This is a genomic window from Haloferax volcanii DS2, from assembly GCF_000025685.1.
GTDB classification, from domain to species: domain Archaea; phylum Halobacteriota; class Halobacteria; order Halobacteriales; family Haloferacaceae; genus Haloferax; species Haloferax volcanii.
This window is the reverse complement of sequence record NC_013967.1, coordinates 595,585-615,700: the sequence shown is the minus strand read 5'-3', so window position 1 is coordinate 615,700 and position 20,116 is coordinate 595,585. Positions and strand designations below refer to the sequence as shown.

Here is a 20,116-nt window from a genome sequence, read left to right as displayed (position 1 = left end):
ACATCAGATAATCCCCTGTGCGGACAGCACGGCCTGCGAGATGAGCGCCGAGCCGAAGAACGTGCCGAAGAAGACGAACACGGCCACGAGGACGAGCTTCCAGCTGACCTCCTTCATCTTCCCGGTCTGGAGGCCGATAGAGAGGCCCGCGTAGGCGAGAATCGGCGTCGTCGTGGCGAGGAAATCGATTTCTCCGACCGCGGCGAGAAACGGCGCTTGCACCGGCGAAAACGGCAGTGCGAGCGCGAACGCGAGCACCATCGCGTAGGCGAACGCCGGCAGGTCCAGCGGAATCAGCCGCCCCATGAGCAGGGCGACGAGGCCGAGGACGACGATGAGCGCCGTGCCGGGGAGCGCGGCGACGAAGCCCGTGCCGGTGGCGATGAAGTTGGCCGTCAGCGTCAGGAACGCCACCACGAGCAGCATCTTCAGCGACTCGACGGAGAACTCCGGGGTCGACATCGACATCTCACTCACCTCCGTCGGCCGCGGCGGTGTCGCGGCCGAACACGGGCGCGAGGACCGCGTACAGACGCGTGATGACCGGGAGGCCGACGAGGATGACCATGTAGAGCCCCGTGATGCCGGTCAGGAGGTTGCTCGTCGCGGCGAAGCTCAGAATCTGGTCCTCGGCGACGCCCGCACCGCCGACGGCGGTCGCCAGCGACGTGGAACAGGCGGTCATCATGCTCGCCGACCCCATGCCACAGGCCATCGAGAGCGCGAGCGGGTGCAGCCCCGTCGCGGGCGCGAAGCCGCCGAGCAGGCCGAAGAAGACGGTTCCGAGGACCGTGCCGGTCATGTAGGTCCCGAGGACGCCGCGGCCCTCGGGCGACTCGATGCCGTACTTGTCGGTGATGACGCCGAGGGTCGGTTCGCGGGCGATGCTGACCGCCGCGCCGATGGACTCGCGTTTGAGGCCCAACAGCAGGGCGAGCGGGAGCGCGATGAGAATCGTGCCGAGGTTCCCGAACTCCTGGAGGACGAACGCCGGCCCGGCCGCCACGAGGTCGTAGAACGAGGGCGCGACGAGCGTCCCGTATTTCACGCCGAGCGGCATCAGCGCGACGACGAGAAGCGGCGAGGCGATGCGGCTCACGTCCTCGTCGACGACCGACCGGAGCGGTTCGATGACCGACCCGAGGACGCTGTAACTGAGGGCGAGGCCGAGAACGACCGCGTACAGAAGCGGCAGGAGCACGACCTGGCCCGGTCCGAGCGGGAACGTTATCGTCCCGATGAGTTCCGCGACGACGACGATGAGAAGGACCGTCAGATGCGTCCGGAGATGCGCCGAGAGTCGGCCGGCGGTCCGAATCGGTGCCCATCTATCCGAGGTGGTATCGTTTGTCATATGTGAACGAGTTCCGTAAATCGTGGTGATGAAACGCCAGTATATAAAACCTCGTTAGTGATTGTCTGTCGGGTGTCACAGGGCTCGGTGTCGGGCCGCCGACCCGCGAACGGGGTCCACCGCGACCAGTCCCGTTAGTCTTTAGCCCACCGCCGTCGAAGCCCGGCCAATGACTGCGCAAGCGCTCGAACAGCGCGAACTCGCGGTCGTCATCGGGTTGGAGGTCCACGTTCAGCTCGAGACGGCCACGAAGATTTTCTGTAGCTGTTCGACCGAGCCTGCCGAGGACGAGGAGCCGAACACCCGCGTGTGCCCCGTCTGTCTCGGACTGCCGGGCGCGCTCCCGGTGCTCAACGAGGCGGCGGTGGAGTCGGCGGTCAAAATCGGCAAGGCGCTGAACGCCGACATCGCCGAGGACACCCGCTTCCACCGGAAGAACTACTACTACCCCGACCTGCCCAAGAACTTCCAGATAACCCAGTACGACGCGCCCATCTGCGCCGACGGGACGCTGGAAGTGTCCGTCGAGGGTACCCGCCGCGACATCGGCATCACGCGCGCCCACCTCGAAGAGGACCCCGGGAGCCTCCAGCACAAAGGCGGCAGCATCGACACGGCGGACTACACGCTCGTCAACTACAACCGCGCCGGCACGCCGCTGGTCGAAATCGTCACCGAACCCGACTTCCGAAGCCCGCAGGAGACCCGCGCGTTCCTCGCCAAGCTCGAAGAGGTGCTCGAATACCTCGGCGTGTTCGACGCCACCCGCGACGGCTCGCTCCGCATCGACGCCAACATCTCGCTCGTCCCCGCCGACGAGGTCGACGACGACGGCGCGATTTCCGACGACGCGCTCGAAGCGGCCAACCGCACCGAGGTCAAGAACATCTCCAGCCACAAGGGGGCGGAGAAGGCGCTGGCCTACGAGGTCACCCGCCAGAAGAACGCCATCCAGCGCGGCCGCGCCGTCGAACAGGAGACGCGCCACTGGGACGAGTCCCGCGGCATCACCGTCTCGATGCGCTCGAAGGAAGAAGAAAAGGACTACCGCTACTTCCGCGAGGCCGACCTCCCGCCGCTCCAGGTCGCCCACTGGAAGGAGGAGATTCCGATTCCGGAGCTCCCCGACGCCCGCCGCGAGCGCTTCCGTACCGAGTACGGCATCGACGAGGAGTCCGCCTCGAAGCTCACCTCGACCAAGGAGGTCGCGGACTTCTTCGAGGACGTGGCCGCCGAGTTCGACGCCGACCTCGCCGCGACGTGGGTCGCCGACAACCTCCTCGGCGAACTCAACTACCGCGATATGCACATCACGGACGTGTCGGACCGCCTCGACGAGTTCACGCGGCTCGTCGAACTCGTCGCCGCCGACGAGGTGACGACGAAGAACGCCGAGGAAATCGTCCTCCGCGAGATGCTCGACGAGGGCAAGGACCCCGACACCATCGTCAACGAAGCGGGGCTGGGCAAGGCCGACGACGACGAAATCGGCGGCTTCGTCCAGGAAGCCATCGACGAGAACCCCGACGCCGTCGAGGACTACCACAACGGCGAGGGCGGCGCGCTGAACTTCCTCGTCGGGCAGGTCATGCAGAAGTCCCAGGGAAGCGCCGACCCCGGCACCGTGAACCAGTTGCTCCGCGAGCGACTGGACGAATAACCGACCGACTTCGGGTTCGCTTCTCCGCGACGACGGCCGTTTCCTGTCAGCCCCGGAGAACGTGACTACGACCAGTCGTCGTCATCGTCGCGGCCGAACAGCATCGCCGACCCGAGAACGACCGCGAACCACGTCAGCGCCTCCTCCGCCGCCGGCGACGACGGAAGCGGGCGGTCCACGCCGGTCCGGTAGACGAGGTAGTAGTCGCCGTCGACTTCGAACACTCTCGCGCCCGCGTCCGTCGGCCAGAGTTCGCGGTCCGCGGTCCCCGACCCGTTCTCGATAGCCGTCCACGCGGTCGGGTATCGGTCGGGAGGTCGAGCGACCTCATCCAGCGCCGCCGCGGCCGGGACGCGCGCCGTCGAGAGGACGTACCGGCCGTCCTCCCACGTCGATTCGCGCTCGAAGACCCGGCCGTCGTAGTAGGCGAGGTACCGTTCTTCGACGTCTAGATGCCCTGAAGAACTCGATTGCACGTCCGGGTGGTCGACCGCGAGCGTCCCGTTCAGGGTCGCGGCCTCCAGCGCGCAGTAGCGCGTCACCGACGACCCGACCGAGCAGGCGAACCCGTCGATGCCGTGCCACAACTCCGAGCGAGCGTCGCGGTCGGGCACGACGAGACGGTTATCCTCGACCCCGATTTCGGCGGACTCGTAGGTGTACGTCGGGCCGGTGAGCCCGAGCGCCGGCCCCCAAAGCGGCGTGAATATCAGGAGGACCGCGAGGCCGAGGCGGAGGTGTTCGGTGGAGGGCTGTCGCATGGCGCTCCCTTCCGAGCCGTCGGAGAAAGTCGTTCTGCTGTCAGGTTCGGCGGGCGGCTGTTATCGGTTCCCGTGTCGCAGTCGTCTCGGGTATCGTCGTCGCTCCTAGCGTCGGGTCGGCGGAGCGAGTCGGTGAAATCCGACGGGAGACGCGGCGTGTCGCGGACGCGTCGGCAGACACACACCTTCGCGCGCGAGGGCGCTCACCCGCCCGCCCGTATCCGCGCGCGTTGAGGCCGCTACGCTTCGAATTCGGCACGAAAGGTTTAGGACAACCCCCGACATATCGCCGCTCAATGAGCAGGGGTCCGGAACTCATCATCACGGAGAAGGACAACGCCGCGAGGCGCATCGCCGACATCCTGAGCGGCGAGACCGCCTCCGCGGAGCGAATGAACGGCGTGAACGTCTACAAGTGGGGCGGCAAGCGCTGTATCGGGCTGTCGGGCCACGTCGTCGGCGTGGACTTCCCGCCGGAGTACAACGACTGGCGCGACGTGGAGCCGGTCGAACTCATCGGCGCGCCCGTCGAGAAACACCCCACGCAGGAGAACATCGTCGCCGCGCTCCGCCGCCTCGCCCGCCGCGCGGGAAAGGTTACCATTGCGACCGACTACGACCGCGAGGGCGAACTCATCGGCAAGGAGGCGTACGAACTCGTCCGCGACGTCAACGAGGACGTGCCCGTCGACCGCGTTCGGTTTTCCTCGATTACGAACCGCGAGGTGACGGAGGCGTTCGAGAACCCCGACGACCTCGACTTCGACCTCGCCGCCGCGGGCGAGGCCCGACAGATTATCGACCTCGTCTGGGGGGCGGCGCTCACGCGCTTCCTCTCGCTTTCGGCCCGCCAGCTCGGCAACGACTTCATCTCGGTCGGCCGCGTGCAGGGGCCGACGCTGAAACTCATCGTCGACCGCGAGCGCGAAATCGACGCGTTCGACCCCGAAGACTACTGGGAGCTGTTCTCCAAACTGACGAAAGACGCCGACGGCGACGCCGAGTCGTTCGAGGCGCAGTACTTCTATCTCGACGACGACGGCACCGAAGCCGAGCGCATCTGGGACGAAGACGACGCGGAGGAAGCCTACCAGACGCTCCTCGGCGTCGAGGCCGCCGAGGTCTCGTCGGTCAACCGCCGCACGCGGACCGACACGCCGCCCGCCCCGTTCAACACCACGCAGTTCATCCGGGCCGCCGGCTCTATCGGCTACTCCGCCCAGCGGGCGATGAGCATCGCCGAGGACCTCTACACGGCCGGTTACATCACCTACCCGCGGACCGACAACACGGTGTACCCCGACGACCTCGACCCGCGCGAACTGCTCGGCGCGTTCGAGGGCGACCGCCGGTTCAAGGAAGACGCCGAATCCCTCCTCGAACAGGAGGAAATCGAGCCGACCGAGGGCGACAACGAGACGACCGACCACCCGCCGATTCACCCGACCGGCGAACTCCCCTCGGCGTCCGACCTCTCAGACGACGAGTGGGACGTGTACGAACTCGTCGTCCGGCGCTTCTTCGCCACCGTCGCCGAGGACGCCGTCTGGGAGCACCTCCGCGTCGTCGCCGAGGTCGAGGGGCTCTCGCTGAAGGCAAACGGCAAGCGCCTGCTCGAAGCCGGCTACCACGACGTGTACCCGTACTTCAACTCCAGCGAGTCGTTCGTGCCGGACGTCGAGGAAGGCGAGTCGCTCGTGCTGTCCGACACGCACCTCGACGCCAAGCAGACCCAGCCCCCGCGGCGCTACGGCCAGTCGCGGCTCATCGAAACGATGGAACAGATGGGCATCGGGACGAAGGCGACCCGCCACGACGTGATTCAGAAGCTCTACGACCGCGGCTACATCGAGAGCGACCCGCCGCGACCGACCCGCCTCGCGCGGGCCGTCGTGGAGGCCTCCGAGGACTTCGCGAAGCTCATCGTCAGCGAGGAGATGACCTCGCAACTCGAATCCGATATGCTGGCTATCGCCCGCGGCGAAGCCACCCTCGAAGACGTGACCGAGGAGTCCAAAGAGATGCTCGGAGAGGTGTTCGAGGGGCTGATGGAGTCCCGCGAGGAACTCGGTAAGCAGCTCCAAGACTCGCTGAAGGCCGACAAGACGGTCGGCACCTGCCCGGACTGCGGCGGCGACCTCGTCGTCAGAAAGAGCCGTCGCGGCTCGTACTTCATCGGCTGTGACTCCTACCCAGACTGCACTTACACGCTGCCGCTTCCTTCCACGGGGAAGCCGCTCATCATGGAAGAGTCCTGCGAGGACCACGACCTCCACCACATCAAGATGCTCGCCGGGCGCAAGACGTTCGTCCACGGCTGTCCGCTCTGTAAGGCCGAGGAGGCCGACGAGGAAGACGACCTCGTCATCGGGACGTGTCCCGAGTGCGGCGAAGAACACGACGGCGAACTCGCCATCAAGCGCCTCCGCTCCGGCTCCCGGCTCGTCGGCTGTACCCGCTACCCCGACTGCGACTACTCGCTGCCGCTACCCCGTCGCGGCGACATCGAGGTGACGGACGAGTCCTGCGAGGAACACGACCTGCCCGAACTCCGGATTACGTACGAGGGCGACCGCGAGCCGTGGGAACTCGGCTGTCCCATCTGCAACTACCGCGAGTACCAAGCCCAGCAGAACGGCGAGGGCGGTTCCGAGTTAGAGAGCATCAACGGCATCGGCGCGAAGACCGCCGAGAAGCTGAAGGACGCCGGCATCGAGGACGTGAAGACGCTGAAGGCGTCCGAACCCGACGACATCGCGGCGAAAGTCGAAGGCGTTGGTGCGGATACGGTTCGGAAGTGGCAGACGGCGGCGGATTAACTCCCGTTCCAAACGTATCGTTTTTCGCGTCCGTTTTCGACCGAGACTTCGGGGAGTCGGGCGAGCCAAATGCCGACCGAACTGCCCCGGCGTTTCGCGCTACTCCGCGATAGCTCCGACTCAGATGCGACGAAGTCAACGAGATCACTGTGTCCGAGTGACCCCGACTCAGAGAGCGAGTTTACGAGCCGTTCGATTATCTCTGCGTTTCGAATCCCGTCGAGAAGGAGGATTTCGGCCTCGTCGTCGAGGCCCGCCGCTCGATAGGCGACGTACCGAGCGCCGCTTCGGGTGAGCGACCAGCGGCGCTGTCTGTGGGATTCCTCGTCCGGCCACTCTTGGTGAACGAACCCGAGAACCCAGCCCGCAATCGCGTACAGGTCCGCGTGACGGGGCGACGCGCCCGCGGACTCGACGATATCGTCTTTCTCGCCGCGGGTGTCGCCGATAGCCGAGAGAACAGCGTCGAGGGTTTCGAACGAGTTGGCGAGTGGGACTCGCTTAGATGGTATCACGCCCGCCTCACCGGGCTCTCCGAACAGGCTCCAGAACTCTTCGTCGGGTTCGAACCGAGTACTCTGCCGGCGAACGCCGACGCGAAGGTTGATCATCGAGTCGAACAGTTCGGAACCGTTCACCAAGTGAATCCCAGCTCGTTCGGCGCTTTCGACGGCTGGTGTGGTGAACGAACTCGCCGTGATGACCGTCCCGGTGTCACATCCCGTGTCGGCCAGCGCCCCCTGAAATCGCTGTATTTCGGGCGAACCGACCGTGTTGCTTGAGCCGTACTGCTTCGCCTGAACGCCCAGCGAAACGTCCAAAAGCGAATTTCTGATGCGTCCGTCGATGTCGATACCGCCGTCCTGTCGAAACGCCGTCACCGAGAACCGCGCCGAGGGGAGTGACTCGGAGAGTACCGACTCGCAGAGTAATTCGAACTCCTCCGGGGACAGCGTCATCGCTCGACTTTCTACATACTCGGTCGCGGCGGCAGCGTCCATCGTACACCGGGTTTGGTGACAGGTGGGTTAAAATTCACTCCCGGCTATGCGTGTGACCCGTTCCATCCGCACGCTTTTTACGCCCCCTCAAGCATAGAGCGACCAATGAGCTATCCGTGGGAAGACTGGGACCATATCACCAAAATCGACCCGGACAAGGACCTCGTCGACGGCGAGACGTTCGAAGACGTGTGTGAGACGGGCACCGACGCCCTCGAAATCGGCGGCACGCTCGACATCACAGAGGAGAAGATGGAACGCGTCATCGAGGCCACCTCGAAGTACGACGTGCCAATCTACCAGGAGCCGTCGAACCCCGGCGTCGTCATCGACGACGACGCGCTGGACGGTTACCTCATCCCGACGGTGTTCAACGCGAGCGACTCGTTTTGGATCACCGGCGCGCACAAGGAGTGGGTCCGCATCGAAGACGGCCTCGACTGGGACCGCACCCACACCGAGGCGTACATCGTGTTGAACCCCGAGTCGTCGGTCGCCGAGTACACCGACGCCGACACCGACCAGTCCGCCGAGGACGTGGCGTCGTTCGCCCGCGTCGCCGAGAAGATGTTCGGCCAGAAAATCATCTACGTCGAGTACTCCGGCACCTACGGCGACCCCGAGAAGGTCGGCGCGGCGCACGACGCGCTCGACGATGCGACGCTGTTCTACGGCGGTGGCATCCACGACTACGAGTCGGCCTACGAGATGGGCCAGCACGCGGACGCGGTCGTCGTCGGCAACCTCCTGCACGACGAGGGCGTCGACGCGGTGCGCGAGACGGTCGAGGGCGCGAAGGACGCGACGGCCGAACTCGTCGCAGAGTAATCCCACGGGCGCGGTTTCTGTTTCTACGCCGACGGTACCGACTCCGCTGACTCCACCGACTCCGCGTTCACGCCGTCGGCGTGCGACTCGCGGGTCGCGTCGGCACCGGGCGACGACGCATCCGGTGCGCCGCGACCGAGGAGCGTCGCCGACACGACCAAAAGGAGGAACGACGCGGTCGCGGCGAGAAGGGTTCCGGCGACCGGAACCGCGGCGCAGAGAGCGACGAACAGACGGGCGACGAAGACGACGAGCGCGACGGCCGAGGCGACGCGGACGAACGAGCGGTCGGACGCGAGGTCGCGCGTGGCCGGAATCGCCGCGGCGAGCGACGCTTCGCGGGCGAGAGCGACGGTCGCCACCAGCGAGAGATACGACCCCAAAAGCGAGGCGAGGCCGGCGGCGACGAGGCCGGCGGTGTCGAGCGCGGTGACGCCGAAAGACCCGAGCATCACGGGGTTGGTCGCGTACGAGAGCATCGCAATCGACGGCCTGGAACCCGGAAGGGAGACGGTCGCGAGGCCGACTGCGGGGAGTTGGAGCGCGACGAGCGCGGCCGAGAGACGAGCGCCGTCGACGGCCATACCGGTGAGGTCGTCGAACGAGGGGAGCGCGGCCGCCTCGCGGTCGCCGGCACGAACGAGGCGGACGACGTAGCCCGCAAGCAAGATGCCCGCAAGCGGCGTGGCGAGCGACGCGAGCGTCGAGACGACGCCGAGGAGGGTCGTATCGACCGAGGTGTCTTCGGCGAGCGGGAGTGCGAACGCGGCTTCGAGGTCTGAAACGTCCATGTCCGAAGCGAGATGGTCGCGGGTTCGCATATAAACCTCAGCGCCGGAGCCGTCGCCGCGACCGCGTGCGGCCGGTTCACTCCCCGGTCGTCGGTTCGCCGTCCCAGTAGTCTACGGCGGCGTCCCGCGGGAAGTAACCGTGGAGCGTTCGGGCGTCGCCGTCGCCGCCGGGCGGCGTGCCGCAGAACACGCCGACTGTCGGAGTCGGGATAGACGGTCACGTCGGGGTGGCTCATCGTCGAGAGCGCGAGATACCGGAGCGGTTCGTCGCCGTCGTTCTCGATTTGCCTGGCGTAGTCGGCCCCCGCGGGGAGCGCGACGTAGGTGTCCGGTTCGAGGTCGAGGTCGGCCGCGCCCTCGCGCGTCCGGAGCGTGCCCGACCCCGAAAGGACGTACAGCGCCTCCTCGTTGCCCTCGTGGTAGTGCGTCGGCCACGGCCGCTTGTCGGGCGGCACTTCGTAGAGCGAACAGCCGAGGTCGCGGCCGCCGGCGCGGTCCGCGAGTCGCTTCCGGCGGAACGCAAAGCGGTCCCCGCGCCCGTTTCGGCCCAGTCGAGGTCGGCGGCGCGAGCGGCGGTCGGTGCCGGGTCGGGCGTCGATTCTGCGTCGGGTGGGTCGGGAGCCATACCGGAGCGACGTGCGCCTCGGACTAAGTACCGCGGTGCCGACTACCACGCGAACTCGTGGCTCTGTTTCGCCCCGACGCGCGTGAGAGTGGACGGTCGAACGCCTCCGAGCGAGGCGAAGACACGATGTTTAAGACGAACGGTCGGGAACCACGTCGTATGCGAAACCGAACGTACACGGCCGACGCCGAGCCCGGTGACACGGTCACCGTCGCCGGCTGGGTCCACGAAGTCCGTGACCTCGGCGGCATCGCGTTTCTGATTCTCCGGGACACCTCCGGCAAGATTCAGGTCAAGTTCGAGAAAGACGAGATGGACGACGACCTCGTCGAGACGGGTCTGGGCGTCCACCGCGAGAGCGTCATCTCCGTGACCGGCGAGGTCGACGAAGAGCCGCGCGCGCCGACGGGCGTCGAAGTCACGCCCGAGAGCCTCGACGTCATCGCCGAGGCCGAGGCGCAGCTCCCGCTCGACCCCTCCGGCAAGGTCGACGCCGAGCTCTCGACGCGCCTCGACAACCGCACGCTCGACCTCCGCAAGGACGAAGTGAAGGCAATCTTCGAGATTCGCGCCGAGGTCCAGCGCGCCGTCCGCGACAAGTTCCGCGACCTCCGCGCGACCGAAATCAACACGCCGAAAATCGTCGCCACGGGGACCGAGGGCGGCACCGAGCTGTTCCCCATCACCTACTTCGGCCAGGAAGCGTTCATGAACCAGTCGCCGCAGCTGTTCAAACAGCTGATGGTCGGCTCCGGACTCGAACGCGTCTTCGAGGTCGGCCCCATCTTCCGCGCCGAAGAGCACAACACGCCCCGCCACCTCAACGAGGCGACTTCCATCGACTTCGAGTCGGCGTTCATCGACCACACGGAAGCGATGGACGTCTGTGAGGCCGTCGTCACGGCCGCCTACGAGGCCGTCGAGGAGAACTGCCAGGACGAGCTCGAAGCGCTCGGTCTCGAAGAGGAGTTCGAAGCGCCGTCCGGCGAGTTCCCGCGGCTCACCTACGAGGAGGCCATCGAGCGCATCAACGCCACGGGCGAACTCGACGAACAGCTCGTCTGGGGCGACGACCTCCCCACCGAGGGCGAGAAGGCGCTCGGCGAGGACGTCGGCGAGCACTACTTCATCACCGACTGGCCCAGCGAAATCAAGCCGTTCTACATCAAGGACCACGACGACGACGAGACGCTCTCGACGGGCTTCGACATGATGCACCCGAACATGGAGCTCGTCTCGGGCGGCCAGCGTGAACACCGCTTCGACCACCTCGTCGCCGGCTTTGAGCAGCAGGGGCTCGACCCCGACGCGTTCGAGTACTACACGAAGATGTTCAAGTACGGCATGCCCCCGCACGCCGGCTTCGGGCTCGGCGGCGAGCGGCTCATCATGACGATGCTCGGACTGGAGAACATCCGAGAAGCTGTGCTGTTCCCGCGAGACAGACAACGCCTGAGTCCGTAGACGAAGGCGTTTCTTCGAGTGGGTGCTCGTCGGACGAACGACGTGAGTCCGACGGTGTTCCCGCGCGACCGGCAGCGCCTGTCGCCCTAGGCGACGGCGCAACACGAGCGCGGGAGCCGGGAGCGGCTTTGCCGCGACCGAGTTCCCGCGTGATCGCCAGCGTCTGAGCCCGTAAGGGCCGAAGACCTGGCGAGCCAACGAGACGAGCGCACGCGAGTCTCGTCAGCCCGCCAGCGCCTGTCGCCCGAGGCGACGGCGCACCCCACCGACGCGACCCCATTTTTGCGAAACAGTCGTTAGCTCGCGGACACGTTAGAGCACTATGTACGACCGTCGTCGTGGAGGAGACCGATGACCGACGCGGAGCGCGTCGTCGACGACGCCGTCGAGGACGCGAGCGACGACGATGACGATTCGCCGCTCCAAGAGTTGGTCGCCGGCGTCGTCGTGGCGCTCATCTTTCTGGTCGGCTTCGGCCTACTCGCGCTCGGGGAGTGGTGGTTCTGGATCGTCTTCCCGGTCGGCTTTGCGGGCGTGCTCCCCGCCGCACTCGCCCTCGTCCGCATCTACGAGTCCCGCCGCGGCTACGACGCGTCCGAGTCGATGACGACCGAGACCGAAGACGCGCTCGAAACGCTCCGGCGGCGCTACGCGACAGGCGAACTCTCAGAGGAGGAGTTCGAGGCGAAAGTCGAGCGACTGTTGGAGACGGAGACGGTCGCGGACGCCCGGGAGTCGGCGGCCTCGCGGCGACGCGAAGGCAAAGCGGGCGAGACGGAGCGGGAGACGGCGTTCGACCGCGACTGACGCGGACGCGACGAAACGCAACACCGTTAACCGACCCCCGTCGTAGAAACACCGATGAGCGACGACGCGACGGCGTTCGTGCCCGGGCACGTGACGGGGTTTTTCAGCGCCCACCCCGACGACGACCCGGCGGTCGCCGGCTCTCGCGGGGCGGGGCTGACACTCTCCCACGGCGTCTCCGTGACGGTCGAACCGGCACCGGTGACGGCGATCACTCTCGACGGCGAAGCGGTCGAGATGCCGCCGGTCGTAGGCGTGCTTCGAGCGCTCGGTGTGACCGCCGCAGTCGACGCGGAGAGCGAATTACCGCTCGGCGCGGGGTTCGGCGTCTCCGGTGCGATGGCGCTCGGGACCGCGCTCGCGGCGAACGCGGTGTTCGCCTGCGGACGGTCGGAAAACGAACTCATCACCCTCGCGCACGTGGCCGAGGTCCGCGCGGGGACCGGCCTCGGCGACGTAGTGGCGCAGGCCCGTGGTGGGATGCCTCTCCGCATCGACCCCGGGGCACCGCGACACGGATACATGGACGGGATTCCCGCACGCCCACACATCGAGTACGTCACCTTCGGTGGCCTCTCGACGGCCGACATCATCGGTGGCGACACGAGCACGCTCACCGCCGCCGGCGAGGCGGCACTCGACGCACTCGCGGAAGAGCCGACGGTGGAGCGATTCCTCGCCGAGTCACGGCAGTTCGCACGCGACGCCGGCCTGCTCACCGACCGTGTCGAGACGGCCATCGCAGACGTGCGAGACGCCGGTGGTGACGCGGCGATGGCGATGCTCGGCGAGACGGTGTTCGCCGTCGGAACGGGCCTTTCGGACGCCGGGTACGACACCGAGCGATGCCGCATCCACCCCGCGGGGTCGACGCTCGACTCCGCGTGAGTTCCGCGTCGGAGATGAGAAAACGTGTTACTGCCGCGGCGACGACCCACCACCAATGAGCGACATCGAGATTCCCGAGAGCCACCCGAGATACCAGTCGCTTCTCACCCGCCACCGCATCGAGGAGGGCGTCGAGAAGGGTATCACGAGCCGGCAGGGACTCATCGCGCAGGGGCGCGGCGAGGCGTTCGACTACCTCCTCGGCGAGCGGACGCTTCCGAGCTCGGACGAGGCGACGCGGGCGGCCGCGGCGCACCTTCTGCTCGCGGACCAGCCGGTCATCTCCGTCAACGGGAACGTCGCGGCGCTTTGCCCCGGCGAAGTCGTCGACCTCGCCGCCGCCGTCGACGCCGACATCGAGGTGAACCTGTTCAACCGCACCGACGAGCGCATGCGGGCCATCGCGGCCCACCTGCGCGACCACGGCGCGGACGAGGTGAAGGGGCTCACCGGCGACGGGCGGATTCCGGGTATCGACCACGAGCGCGCGAAGGTCGACGCCGACGGCATCGGGAGCGCCGACGTGGTGGTCGTTCCGCTGGAGGACGGCGACCGGGCCGAGGCGCTCGGTGCGATGGACAAAGTCGAGATCGTCGTCGACCTCAACCCGATGTCGCGGTCGGCGCAGGTCGCCACGGTCCCCATCGTGGACAACATCATGCGCGCGGTTCCGAACATCGCGGCTCACGCGCGCGACCTGCGGGGCTCCGGCGCGACACGCGAGGAACTGGAAACTATCGTCGCTGACTTCGACGCCGACGCCGCCCTCGACGCGGCCGAGCGGGCGATTCGCGCCGGCGACGAGTGAAGACTGGGAGCAAGGCTATTTGCTGAGCGACACGAGATGTGTCGATATGGACCGTCAGCGAGCCCTCGCAGTCGTGATGGCGGTCGTCGGTTTCGGAGCCGTCGTCGCCGGCATCCATCAGGAACTGCTCCACGTCGCACCCGGATACGACGGGACGATAACGACGGGATGGGGCGGCCGACTCAACCACGAGGAGTACCTGCTGGCGCGGCTCGGGGGCGTCGGCGTCGTCGGGACGCTGGCCGCATTCCGGTGGAAGTACGCCGCGGTTCTCCCCGTAGCAGTCGGTGGAGTCGAAGTCGGCTATTCGCTCGTGGCCGTGTCCCACTACGTCCGGGAGCCGGGACTCTACACCACGGTCCAGACGTTCGACGGGACGACACGACTTATCCTCGGGGCGGAGCCGTTCTTGCTCGTCGCCGGCGGCCTCCTCTTCCTCGGTGCCGGCGTCGTCGCGTGGCGAACGCGCCGCGACTGTACGAGCGTTCACCGACGCGGGACGAAAACAGCATCTCGCGGGATTCCGCGATGAGTGATGACCAGCGACCCCGCCCACAGAAAGCATTTTCAAGTTGACAAGAATAGCGGCCAGTATGACCACCTCCGATTCGAGCGCGCCCGACGAAGGCGAGGCGACGAACGCTTCGACCGACGACACGACCGACGAGGCCGAGAAGACGATTCTGGACCGCCTCGTCGACGTGCTGTGGATTCTTCCGTGGTGAGGTGAGCCGCTATCCGAGCCCGCTCACCAGCACTGCGAGCCATTATCCGAACCCGCTCACCAGCACCGCGAGCCACTGCGCCGGGTCGCGCCGCCGGCGCACCTCGACCACATCGACCCACTGGAACCCGCGGCGGTTCGGCGCGACCAGTCAGAGCGGAGCGCCGTGGCCGTGCGAGAGCGGGTCGCCGCCGACGTGCGTCGCAAGCAGCATCTCGCGGGCCTCCGCGATGGGAAACGACCACCGAAAGCCCGTCACCGACCGGACCGTCACCCACCGCGCCGACGAGTGAACACCGGCGGCATCGAGCGCATCGCCGAGTCTGACGCCGGTCCAGTGCTGCTCGGTGTACCACCCGCTCGTGCAGTCCAAGAGGACCGACCGCGTCTCGCCGGGCGCGAGGTCGGCCCGGTCGAGTTCGAGCGAGCGGTCGACCAGCCCCGTGACCGAAAGCGACCACGAGTCGGGGTCGACGGGGTCGGGGTCGTCGGCGACCCAGCTCGTCACCGGGAAGGCGTCGTTACCCTCGCCGGGCGGAAGCGGCCGCGACCCGGTGAACCGACGGCCCACGCCCCGGAGCGCCCCGACCGTCTCGGTCGCCCGGTAGGTCGCCGCGCTGAAGACGAGTATCGCGCCGTACTGGAGCGCCCGGCGTCGCTCCGCGAAGTCGACCCGGCGGGGCGGCCGGAAGCGCGCCCAGAGGTGGAAAAACAGCACCGGAACCACGAGCAGGCCGAAGCCGATGTGGACGTTGAGCAGCGTCCAGAAGCCGATTCGGACCTCGACGCCGAGCACCCACGCGATGCCGGTGCCGAGGGACGCGAGCGCGACGACCGCGAGGAGGACCGAGAGCGCGGTGTGGCGGTCGCGGAGCCGCGCGTCGAGGACGCGCCGGCGGACCCGATAGAGTTTGAAGCCGACGAGAACGACCAGCGAGAGGCCGGCGACGCCGTGGACGACGAACAGGAGGCCGTTGGCCGGGTGGCCGGCCCCGAGGCTCAGCACGCCCGAGAGCGTCTCGAAGACGACGAGCGCGAAGATGGACCAGTCGACCGCTCGGGGTGGCGGTTCGACCCGCCGGAGCGCGCGGGTCAGGCGAGTCGCGCGGCTTGCCATGAGAAGTGATAGCGTTTCGAGCGCGAATAGCGTGTCGCGGGAGACGACGGGAGCGGAGGCGGAACGGAAAACGAGACGAGACGAGGAGCGGGAAGCTCAGTCGTCGGCCGTCAGCGCCGCCGGGAGGTCGGCCGGGAGGCGGTCGCGATCGTGTTCGGCGTCGAAGTCGAGGTCGGGGCCGACGCCGTAGATGCGCTTGGGGTTGATGTCGCCGTGGCTGACGAAGTAGTGCCGGACGATGTGGTCCATGTTGACCGTCTTTGCGACCCCCGGAAGCTGGTAGAGTTCCTTCGTGTAGTTCCAGAGGTTGTCGTACTCGTGGATGGCCTTCTTGTTGCACTTGAAGTGCGTGTGGTAGACGTGGTCAAAGCGAATCAGCGTCGCGAACATCGCGATGTCCGCCTCGGTGACCACGTCGCCGGCGAGGAACCGCTGGTCGTCGAGCACCTCGTCCCAGTGGTCGAGCGCGTCGAACAGTTCCTCGACGGCCTCCTCGTAGGCCTCTTGGGTGGTTGCGAACCCGGCGCGGTAGACGCCGTTGTTGACCGGCTCGTAAATCTCGTCGACGAGGCGGTCGACCTCCTCCTCGTAGCCGTCGGGGTTGAGGTCCACGTCACGCTCGGCGAGGGGGTCGAACGCCTCGTCTAGCATCCGCATAATCTCGCGGGACTCGTTGTTGACGATGGTCTCGCGCTGTTTGTCCCACAGCACGGGGACGGTGACGCGCCCGGTGAACTCGTCGTCGGCGCGGAGGTAGATGTCGCGGAGGAACTCCTCGCCGTACAGCGGGTCCGGGAGGTCCTCGGAGAACTCCCAGCCGTCGTCGATGCGGACGGGTTCGACGAGCGACAGCGAAATCGCGTCTTCGAGACCCTTCAGCGCGCGCGTCATCGCAGTGCGGTGTGCCCACGGACAGGCGCGGCAGATGTAGAGGTGGTACCGCCCGGCCTCGACCGGGAACCGCTCGTCCTCGCCGACCCAGTTGCGGAAGTCGGTCGTCTGGCGCTCGAACTCGCCGTCTTCGTTGTTGGCGACGAACTTGTCGGTTCGCCACTCGCCTTCGTAGAGCATGTTCATGCTACCACGACCTGGAGTGCTCGCATCGTCCGTCCGTTGGGACGTGAACACCAAAAGTAGGGAGGCGACATCGGTGTAACCGGCCGCGAACTGGGCCGCCATCGCGCGGTCCGATACCGTGTAAGAAACCCATCAGAAAAGAGACACGGCAGCGTTACTCGATTACACAGTCACAGCCGCGAGACTGACCCGATAGCTGCCACGTTGAGAAAAAGTCATCATAGATTGTACCAATTGTTGGTACGTCGCATGGTGGTACTAGACATCGAGACGGAGGATGGACAGCGCGAGGCGCTTCGCCGGATGCTCACGATTCGGGCGTTCGACACGAAGGCGGCCGACCTATTCAGCGACGGCGAACTCCCCGGGTTCGTCCACCTCTACGTCGGTGAGGAAGCGGTCGGGGTCGGCGCGTGTTCGGCCCTCGAATCGGACGACTACATCACGAGCACCCACAGGGGACACGGCCACTGCATCGCGAAGGGCCTCGACCCGGACCTGATGATGGCCGAACTGTTCGGCAAGGCCGACGGCTACTGTAACGGCAAAGGCGGGTCGATGCACATCGCGGACGTCGACGCGGGGATGCTCGGGGCGAACGGCATCGTCGGCGCGGGGCCGCCGCTGGCGACGGGGGCCGCGCTCACGTCGCACCTGAAAGGAGAAGACACCGTCGCGCTGGCGTTCTTCGGCGACGGCGCGGTCGCGCAGGGACAGGTCCACGAGGCCGTCAACCTCGCGGCGACGTGGAGCCTCCCGGCGGTGTTCCTCGTCGAGAACAACCAGTACGGCGAGGCGACGCCCGTCGAGAAACAGCACAACGTCCAGAACCTCAGTGAGACCGCTGAGGCGTACAACATCCCCGGTTTCACTGTCGACGGGATGGACATCACCGCGGTCTACGAGGCCGTCAAGGAGGCGCGCAAGCGGGCCGCCGACGGCGAGGGACCGACGTTCATCGAGGCCGAGACGTACCGATACCACGGCCACTTCGAGGGCGACCAACAGCCGTATCGGACCGAAGAGGACGTGGCGATTTGGAAGGACCGCGACGCCATCGAGACGTTCAAGCGACGGCTCGTGGACGCGGGGACGATAACCGAAGCCGAGTTCGACGAGATGAAAGCCGAAATCGACCAGCAAATCGAGGACGCCGTCGGGAAGGCGAAAGACGCGGCGTACCCGGACCCCAGCGAGGCGTACGAAGACATGTTCAACGCGGCCGTCCCGGAGATTAGCGACTTCTCCAGCGGGATGCGGGCCGACGGAGGTGAGAACCGATGAGCACCGAGACCAGCAGCGGAACCGGCCCGGACCAGACGAAAGAGATGACCATCCGCGAGGCGATTCGACTCGCCCTCCGCGAGGAACTCGAACGCGACGACGACGTGTTCGTCATGGGCGAGGACGTCGGCAAGTTCGGCGGCGTCTACGAGGTCACGGGCGACCTCGTCGAGCAGTTCGGCGAGACGCGCGTCCGCGACACGCCCATCAGCGAGGCCGGTTTCATGGGCGCGGCGGTCGGCGCGGCGGCGACCGGGACGCGGCCGGTCGTCGAAATCATGTTCTCGGACTTCATCGGCGTCTGCTCCGAGCAGATAATCAACCAGATGGCGAAGAACCGCTACATGTTCGGCGGCAAGACGGAGATGCCCGTCACCGTCAGAACGACGGAAGGCGGCGGGAGCGGCGCGGCCAGCCAGCACTCCGGGACGATTCACACGTGGTTTGCCCACTTCCCGGGCGTGATGGCCGTCGCGCCCGCGACGCCGGCGTCCGCAAAGGGCCTGTTGAAGTCGGCCATCCGGTCGGACGACCCAGTCATCGTCTTCGAGAACAAGCAGATATACGAACAGAAAGGCGAGGTGCCGCTCGACGAGGACTTCACCATCCCAATCGGCACCGCGAGCGTCGAGCGCGAGGGCGAGGACGTGACCGTCGTCGCCACCCAACGCATGGTCGGCGAGTCGCTCGAACTCGCCGAGGAACTCGCGGGCCAGACGAGCGTCGAGGTCATCGACCTCCGGTCGCTCTACCCGATGGACACCGACACGCTGGTCGAGAGCGTCGGAAAGACCGGCCGCCTCGTCATCGCCGACGAGAGCCCGCTGTCGTACGGGACTCACGCCGAGGTGGCGACGCGCGTCATGGAAAACGCGTTCTACAGCCTCGACGCCCCCATCCAGCGGGTCGGCGTCGCCGACGTTCACATCCCCTTCAGCCCCGCGCTCGAAGAGGAAGTGCTCCCCAGCGGCTCCGACGTGGAGGCCGCAATCAACCGCATCGTGTAAGTGACGACCACTATCGGGCTCGTCGTCAACCCCGCCGCGGGCCGCGACATCCGCAGACTCACCGGCGGCGCGAGCGTCAGTAACAACTACGCGAAACGCCGCACCGCGGGCTGCGTCCTCGCGGGACTGACGCTCGTCGACGACGTGGAGGTGCTCGTCATGCCCGACAGCACGGGGCTCGCCGACCGCATCGTCGACGACGCGCCCGACGACCTCGGCGTCGAGTTCGTGGACATGACGGTCACCGCGTCGGGTCAAGACAGCCGAACGGCCGCGGCCCACTTCGCGGAGCACGCCGACGCCGTCGTCGTCCTCGGCGGCGACGGCACGACGCGGGACGTGGCCCAGACCATCGACGACGTGCCGGTCGTGAGCATCTCGACGGGGACGAACAACGTCGTCCCGACGCCCGTCGACGGCACCGTCGCGGGTGCAGCCGCCGCGCTCGTCGGGAGCGGAGCAATCCCCGCCGCGGAGGCGACCACGCGCCACGGAACCATCGAGGTCGATGTCGTCCGGTCCGAGGAGACGACGGTCATCCGCGGCCTCGCCACCGTCGGCGTCCTCGACCGCCCCTTCGTGGGCACGCGGGCGATTCTCGACCCGAGCGACATCGTCGGCGGCGTCGTCTCGCGCTCGTCGCCCGCGGAAATCGGCCTGTCGGGTATCGCCGGCGGTCTCGTCACGCACCGACCGGACGAACCCGGCGGCGTCGGCTTCCGACTGGCCCGTGGCGGGGATGACGGAGGTGACGGGACAGACGCGGCGGGTGCGGCGGACGCGACGACCAACCCGGCAACGACGGTCAGAGCGATTACCGTCCCCGGACGCCTCTCGACGGTCGACGTAGCCGAACACCGCGTCCTCGACGACGGCGAGGGCTACGCGTTCGAGGTGGACCGCGGGGTGATAAGCGTCGACGGCGAGCGCGAACGCGAGGTGCGAAACGGGACCGTCCGCCTCCGCCCGGTAAGCGATGGCCCGCGACTGGTCGACGTCGAGGCGGTCCTCGAACGGGCGGCCGACGACGGGCGCTTCAGACTCGGGTGAGCCGGCGGCCCCGACTCGAACCGGCCTGACCGACCAGTTCGGCCCCCGGTT

At 67.1% G+C, this 20,116-nt stretch carries 17 protein-coding genes and 3 pseudogenes; 12 read left to right on the top strand and 8 right to left on the bottom strand.

The annotated features are described in order from the left end of the window. Positions 1-3: 3 nt before the first annotated feature. Together HVO_RS08000 and HVO_RS07995 are read right to left on the bottom strand one after the other, a co-directional pair. Positions 4-468 carry a hypothetical protein gene (locus HVO_RS08000; protein ID WP_004044249.1) on the bottom strand — a complete coding sequence of 155 codons (465 nt, stop codon included), beginning with the start codon at positions 466-468 and terminating at the stop codon, positions 4-6. A gap of 1 nt (position 469) precedes the next feature. Further along, positions 470-1,354 (bottom strand): DUF3100 domain-containing protein, encoded by an 885-nt coding sequence (locus HVO_RS07995; protein ID WP_004044250.1) that lies wholly within the window; start codon positions 1,352-1,354, stop codon positions 470-472. Between the two features lie 169 nt (positions 1,355-1,523). Between HVO_RS07995 and gatB the strand changes: the two genes are divergently transcribed. Then, positions 1,524-3,014 carry an Asp-tRNA(Asn)/Glu-tRNA(Gln) amidotransferase subunit GatB gene (gene gatB / locus HVO_RS07990; RefSeq protein ID WP_004044251.1) on the top strand — a complete coding sequence of 497 codons (1,491 nt, stop codon included), beginning with the start codon at positions 1,524-1,526 and terminating at the stop codon, positions 3,012-3,014. A 65-nt stretch (positions 3,015-3,079) separates the two neighbouring features. Here gatB and HVO_RS07985 read toward each other — a convergent pair whose 3' ends face one another. Then, entirely contained in the window at positions 3,080-3,775 is a 696-nt protein-coding gene (locus tag HVO_RS07985; RefSeq protein ID WP_004044252.1) for a hypothetical protein, read from the bottom strand. A 296-nt stretch (positions 3,776-4,071) separates the two neighbouring features. Between HVO_RS07985 and HVO_RS07980 the strand changes: the two genes are divergently transcribed. Continuing rightward, positions 4,072-6,594, top strand: a complete 2,523-nt coding sequence (locus tag HVO_RS07980; RefSeq protein WP_004044253.1) for a DNA topoisomerase I — start codon at positions 4,072-4,074, stop codon at positions 6,592-6,594. Here the strand turns inward: HVO_RS07980 and HVO_RS07975 are convergent. Then, positions 6,591-7,595, bottom strand: a complete 1,005-nt coding sequence (locus HVO_RS07975; protein WP_013035233.1) for a restriction endonuclease — start codon at positions 7,593-7,595, stop codon at positions 6,591-6,593. The two genes, HVO_RS07980 and HVO_RS07975, sit on opposite strands and share 4 nt — an antisense overlap. 105 nt (positions 7,596-7,700) lie before the next feature. Here HVO_RS07975 and HVO_RS07970 point away from each other — a divergent pair, with 105 nt between their 5' ends. Further along, positions 7,701-8,423 (top strand): phosphoglycerol geranylgeranyltransferase, encoded by a 723-nt coding sequence (locus HVO_RS07970; RefSeq protein ID WP_004044255.1) that lies wholly within the window; start codon positions 7,701-7,703, stop codon positions 8,421-8,423. 23 nt (positions 8,424-8,446) lie between these two features. Here HVO_RS07970 and HVO_RS07965 read toward each other — a convergent pair whose 3' ends face one another. After that, positions 8,447-9,244 (bottom strand): DUF4013 domain-containing protein, encoded by a 798-nt coding sequence (locus tag HVO_RS07965; protein WP_013035430.1) that lies wholly within the window; start codon positions 9,242-9,244, stop codon positions 8,447-8,449. A gap of 46 nt (positions 9,245-9,290) precedes the next feature. After that, positions 9,291-9,839: pseudogene (locus HVO_RS21475) on the bottom strand (cupin domain-containing protein). 159 nt (positions 9,840-9,998) lie between these two features. Here HVO_RS21475 and aspS point away from each other — a divergent pair. The 6 genes and pseudogenes from aspS (at position 9,999) to HVO_RS21390 (ending at position 14,531) form a co-directional block, all read left to right on the top strand. Next, positions 9,999-11,303, top strand: a complete 1,305-nt coding sequence (gene aspS, locus HVO_RS07955) for an aspartate--tRNA(Asn) ligase (RefSeq protein ID WP_004044258.1) — start codon at positions 9,999-10,001, stop codon at positions 11,301-11,303. Between the two features lie 351 nt (positions 11,304-11,654). Next, positions 11,655-12,110: an SHOCT domain-containing protein gene (locus tag HVO_RS07950; RefSeq protein WP_004044259.1), complete on the top strand. Its 456-nt coding sequence runs from the start codon at positions 11,655-11,657 to the stop codon at positions 12,108-12,110. Between the two features lie 54 nt (positions 12,111-12,164). Continuing rightward, positions 12,165-12,998 (top strand): pantoate kinase, encoded by an 834-nt coding sequence (locus HVO_RS07945; protein ID WP_004044260.1) that lies wholly within the window; start codon positions 12,165-12,167, stop codon positions 12,996-12,998. Positions 12,999-13,053: 55 nt separating this feature from the next. Continuing rightward, complete coding sequence (locus HVO_RS07940) at positions 13,054-13,806, top strand: 4-phosphopantoate--beta-alanine ligase (protein ID WP_004044261.1); 753 nt, start codon at positions 13,054-13,056, stop codon at positions 13,804-13,806. Positions 13,807-13,882: 76 nt separating this feature from the next. Beyond that, positions 13,883-14,342 (top strand): annotated as a pseudogene (locus HVO_RS07935) (hypothetical protein). 57 nt (positions 14,343-14,399) lie between these two features. After that, a complete protein-coding gene (locus HVO_RS21390; protein WP_004044263.1) occupies positions 14,400-14,531 on the top strand; it encodes a hypothetical protein in 132 nt (43 codons plus the stop codon). Between the two features lie 42 nt (positions 14,532-14,573). Here the strand turns inward: HVO_RS21390 and HVO_RS07930 are convergent. Together HVO_RS07930 and HVO_RS07925 are read right to left on the bottom strand one after the other, a co-directional pair. Beyond that, positions 14,574-15,647: pseudogene (locus tag HVO_RS07930) on the bottom strand (molybdopterin-dependent oxidoreductase). 96 nt (positions 15,648-15,743) lie between these two features. Further along, positions 15,744-16,724: a glutathione S-transferase family protein gene (locus HVO_RS07925; protein ID WP_004044265.1), complete on the bottom strand. Its 981-nt coding sequence runs from the start codon at positions 16,722-16,724 to the stop codon at positions 15,744-15,746. Between the two features lie 249 nt (positions 16,725-16,973). On the opposite strand from HVO_RS07925, the gene HVO_RS07920 reads away from it, so the two are divergent. The 3 genes from HVO_RS07920 to HVO_RS07910 are packed head-to-tail and all read left to right on the top strand — an operon-like array spanning position 16,974 to position 20,065. After that, entirely contained in the window at positions 16,974-18,008 is a 1,035-nt protein-coding gene (locus HVO_RS07920) for a thiamine pyrophosphate-dependent dehydrogenase E1 component subunit alpha (protein WP_004044266.1), read from the top strand. After that, positions 18,005-19,015 carry an alpha-ketoacid dehydrogenase subunit beta gene (locus HVO_RS07915; RefSeq protein WP_004044267.1) on the top strand — a complete coding sequence of 337 codons (1,011 nt, stop codon included), beginning with the start codon at positions 18,005-18,007 and terminating at the stop codon, positions 19,013-19,015. The genes HVO_RS07920 and HVO_RS07915 overlap by 4 nt, the downstream gene beginning before the upstream one ends. Beyond that, entirely contained in the window at positions 19,016-20,065 is a 1,050-nt protein-coding gene (locus HVO_RS07910; RefSeq protein WP_004044268.1) for an NAD(+)/NADH kinase, read from the top strand. The last annotated feature ends 51 nt before the right edge of the window (positions 20,066-20,116 follow it).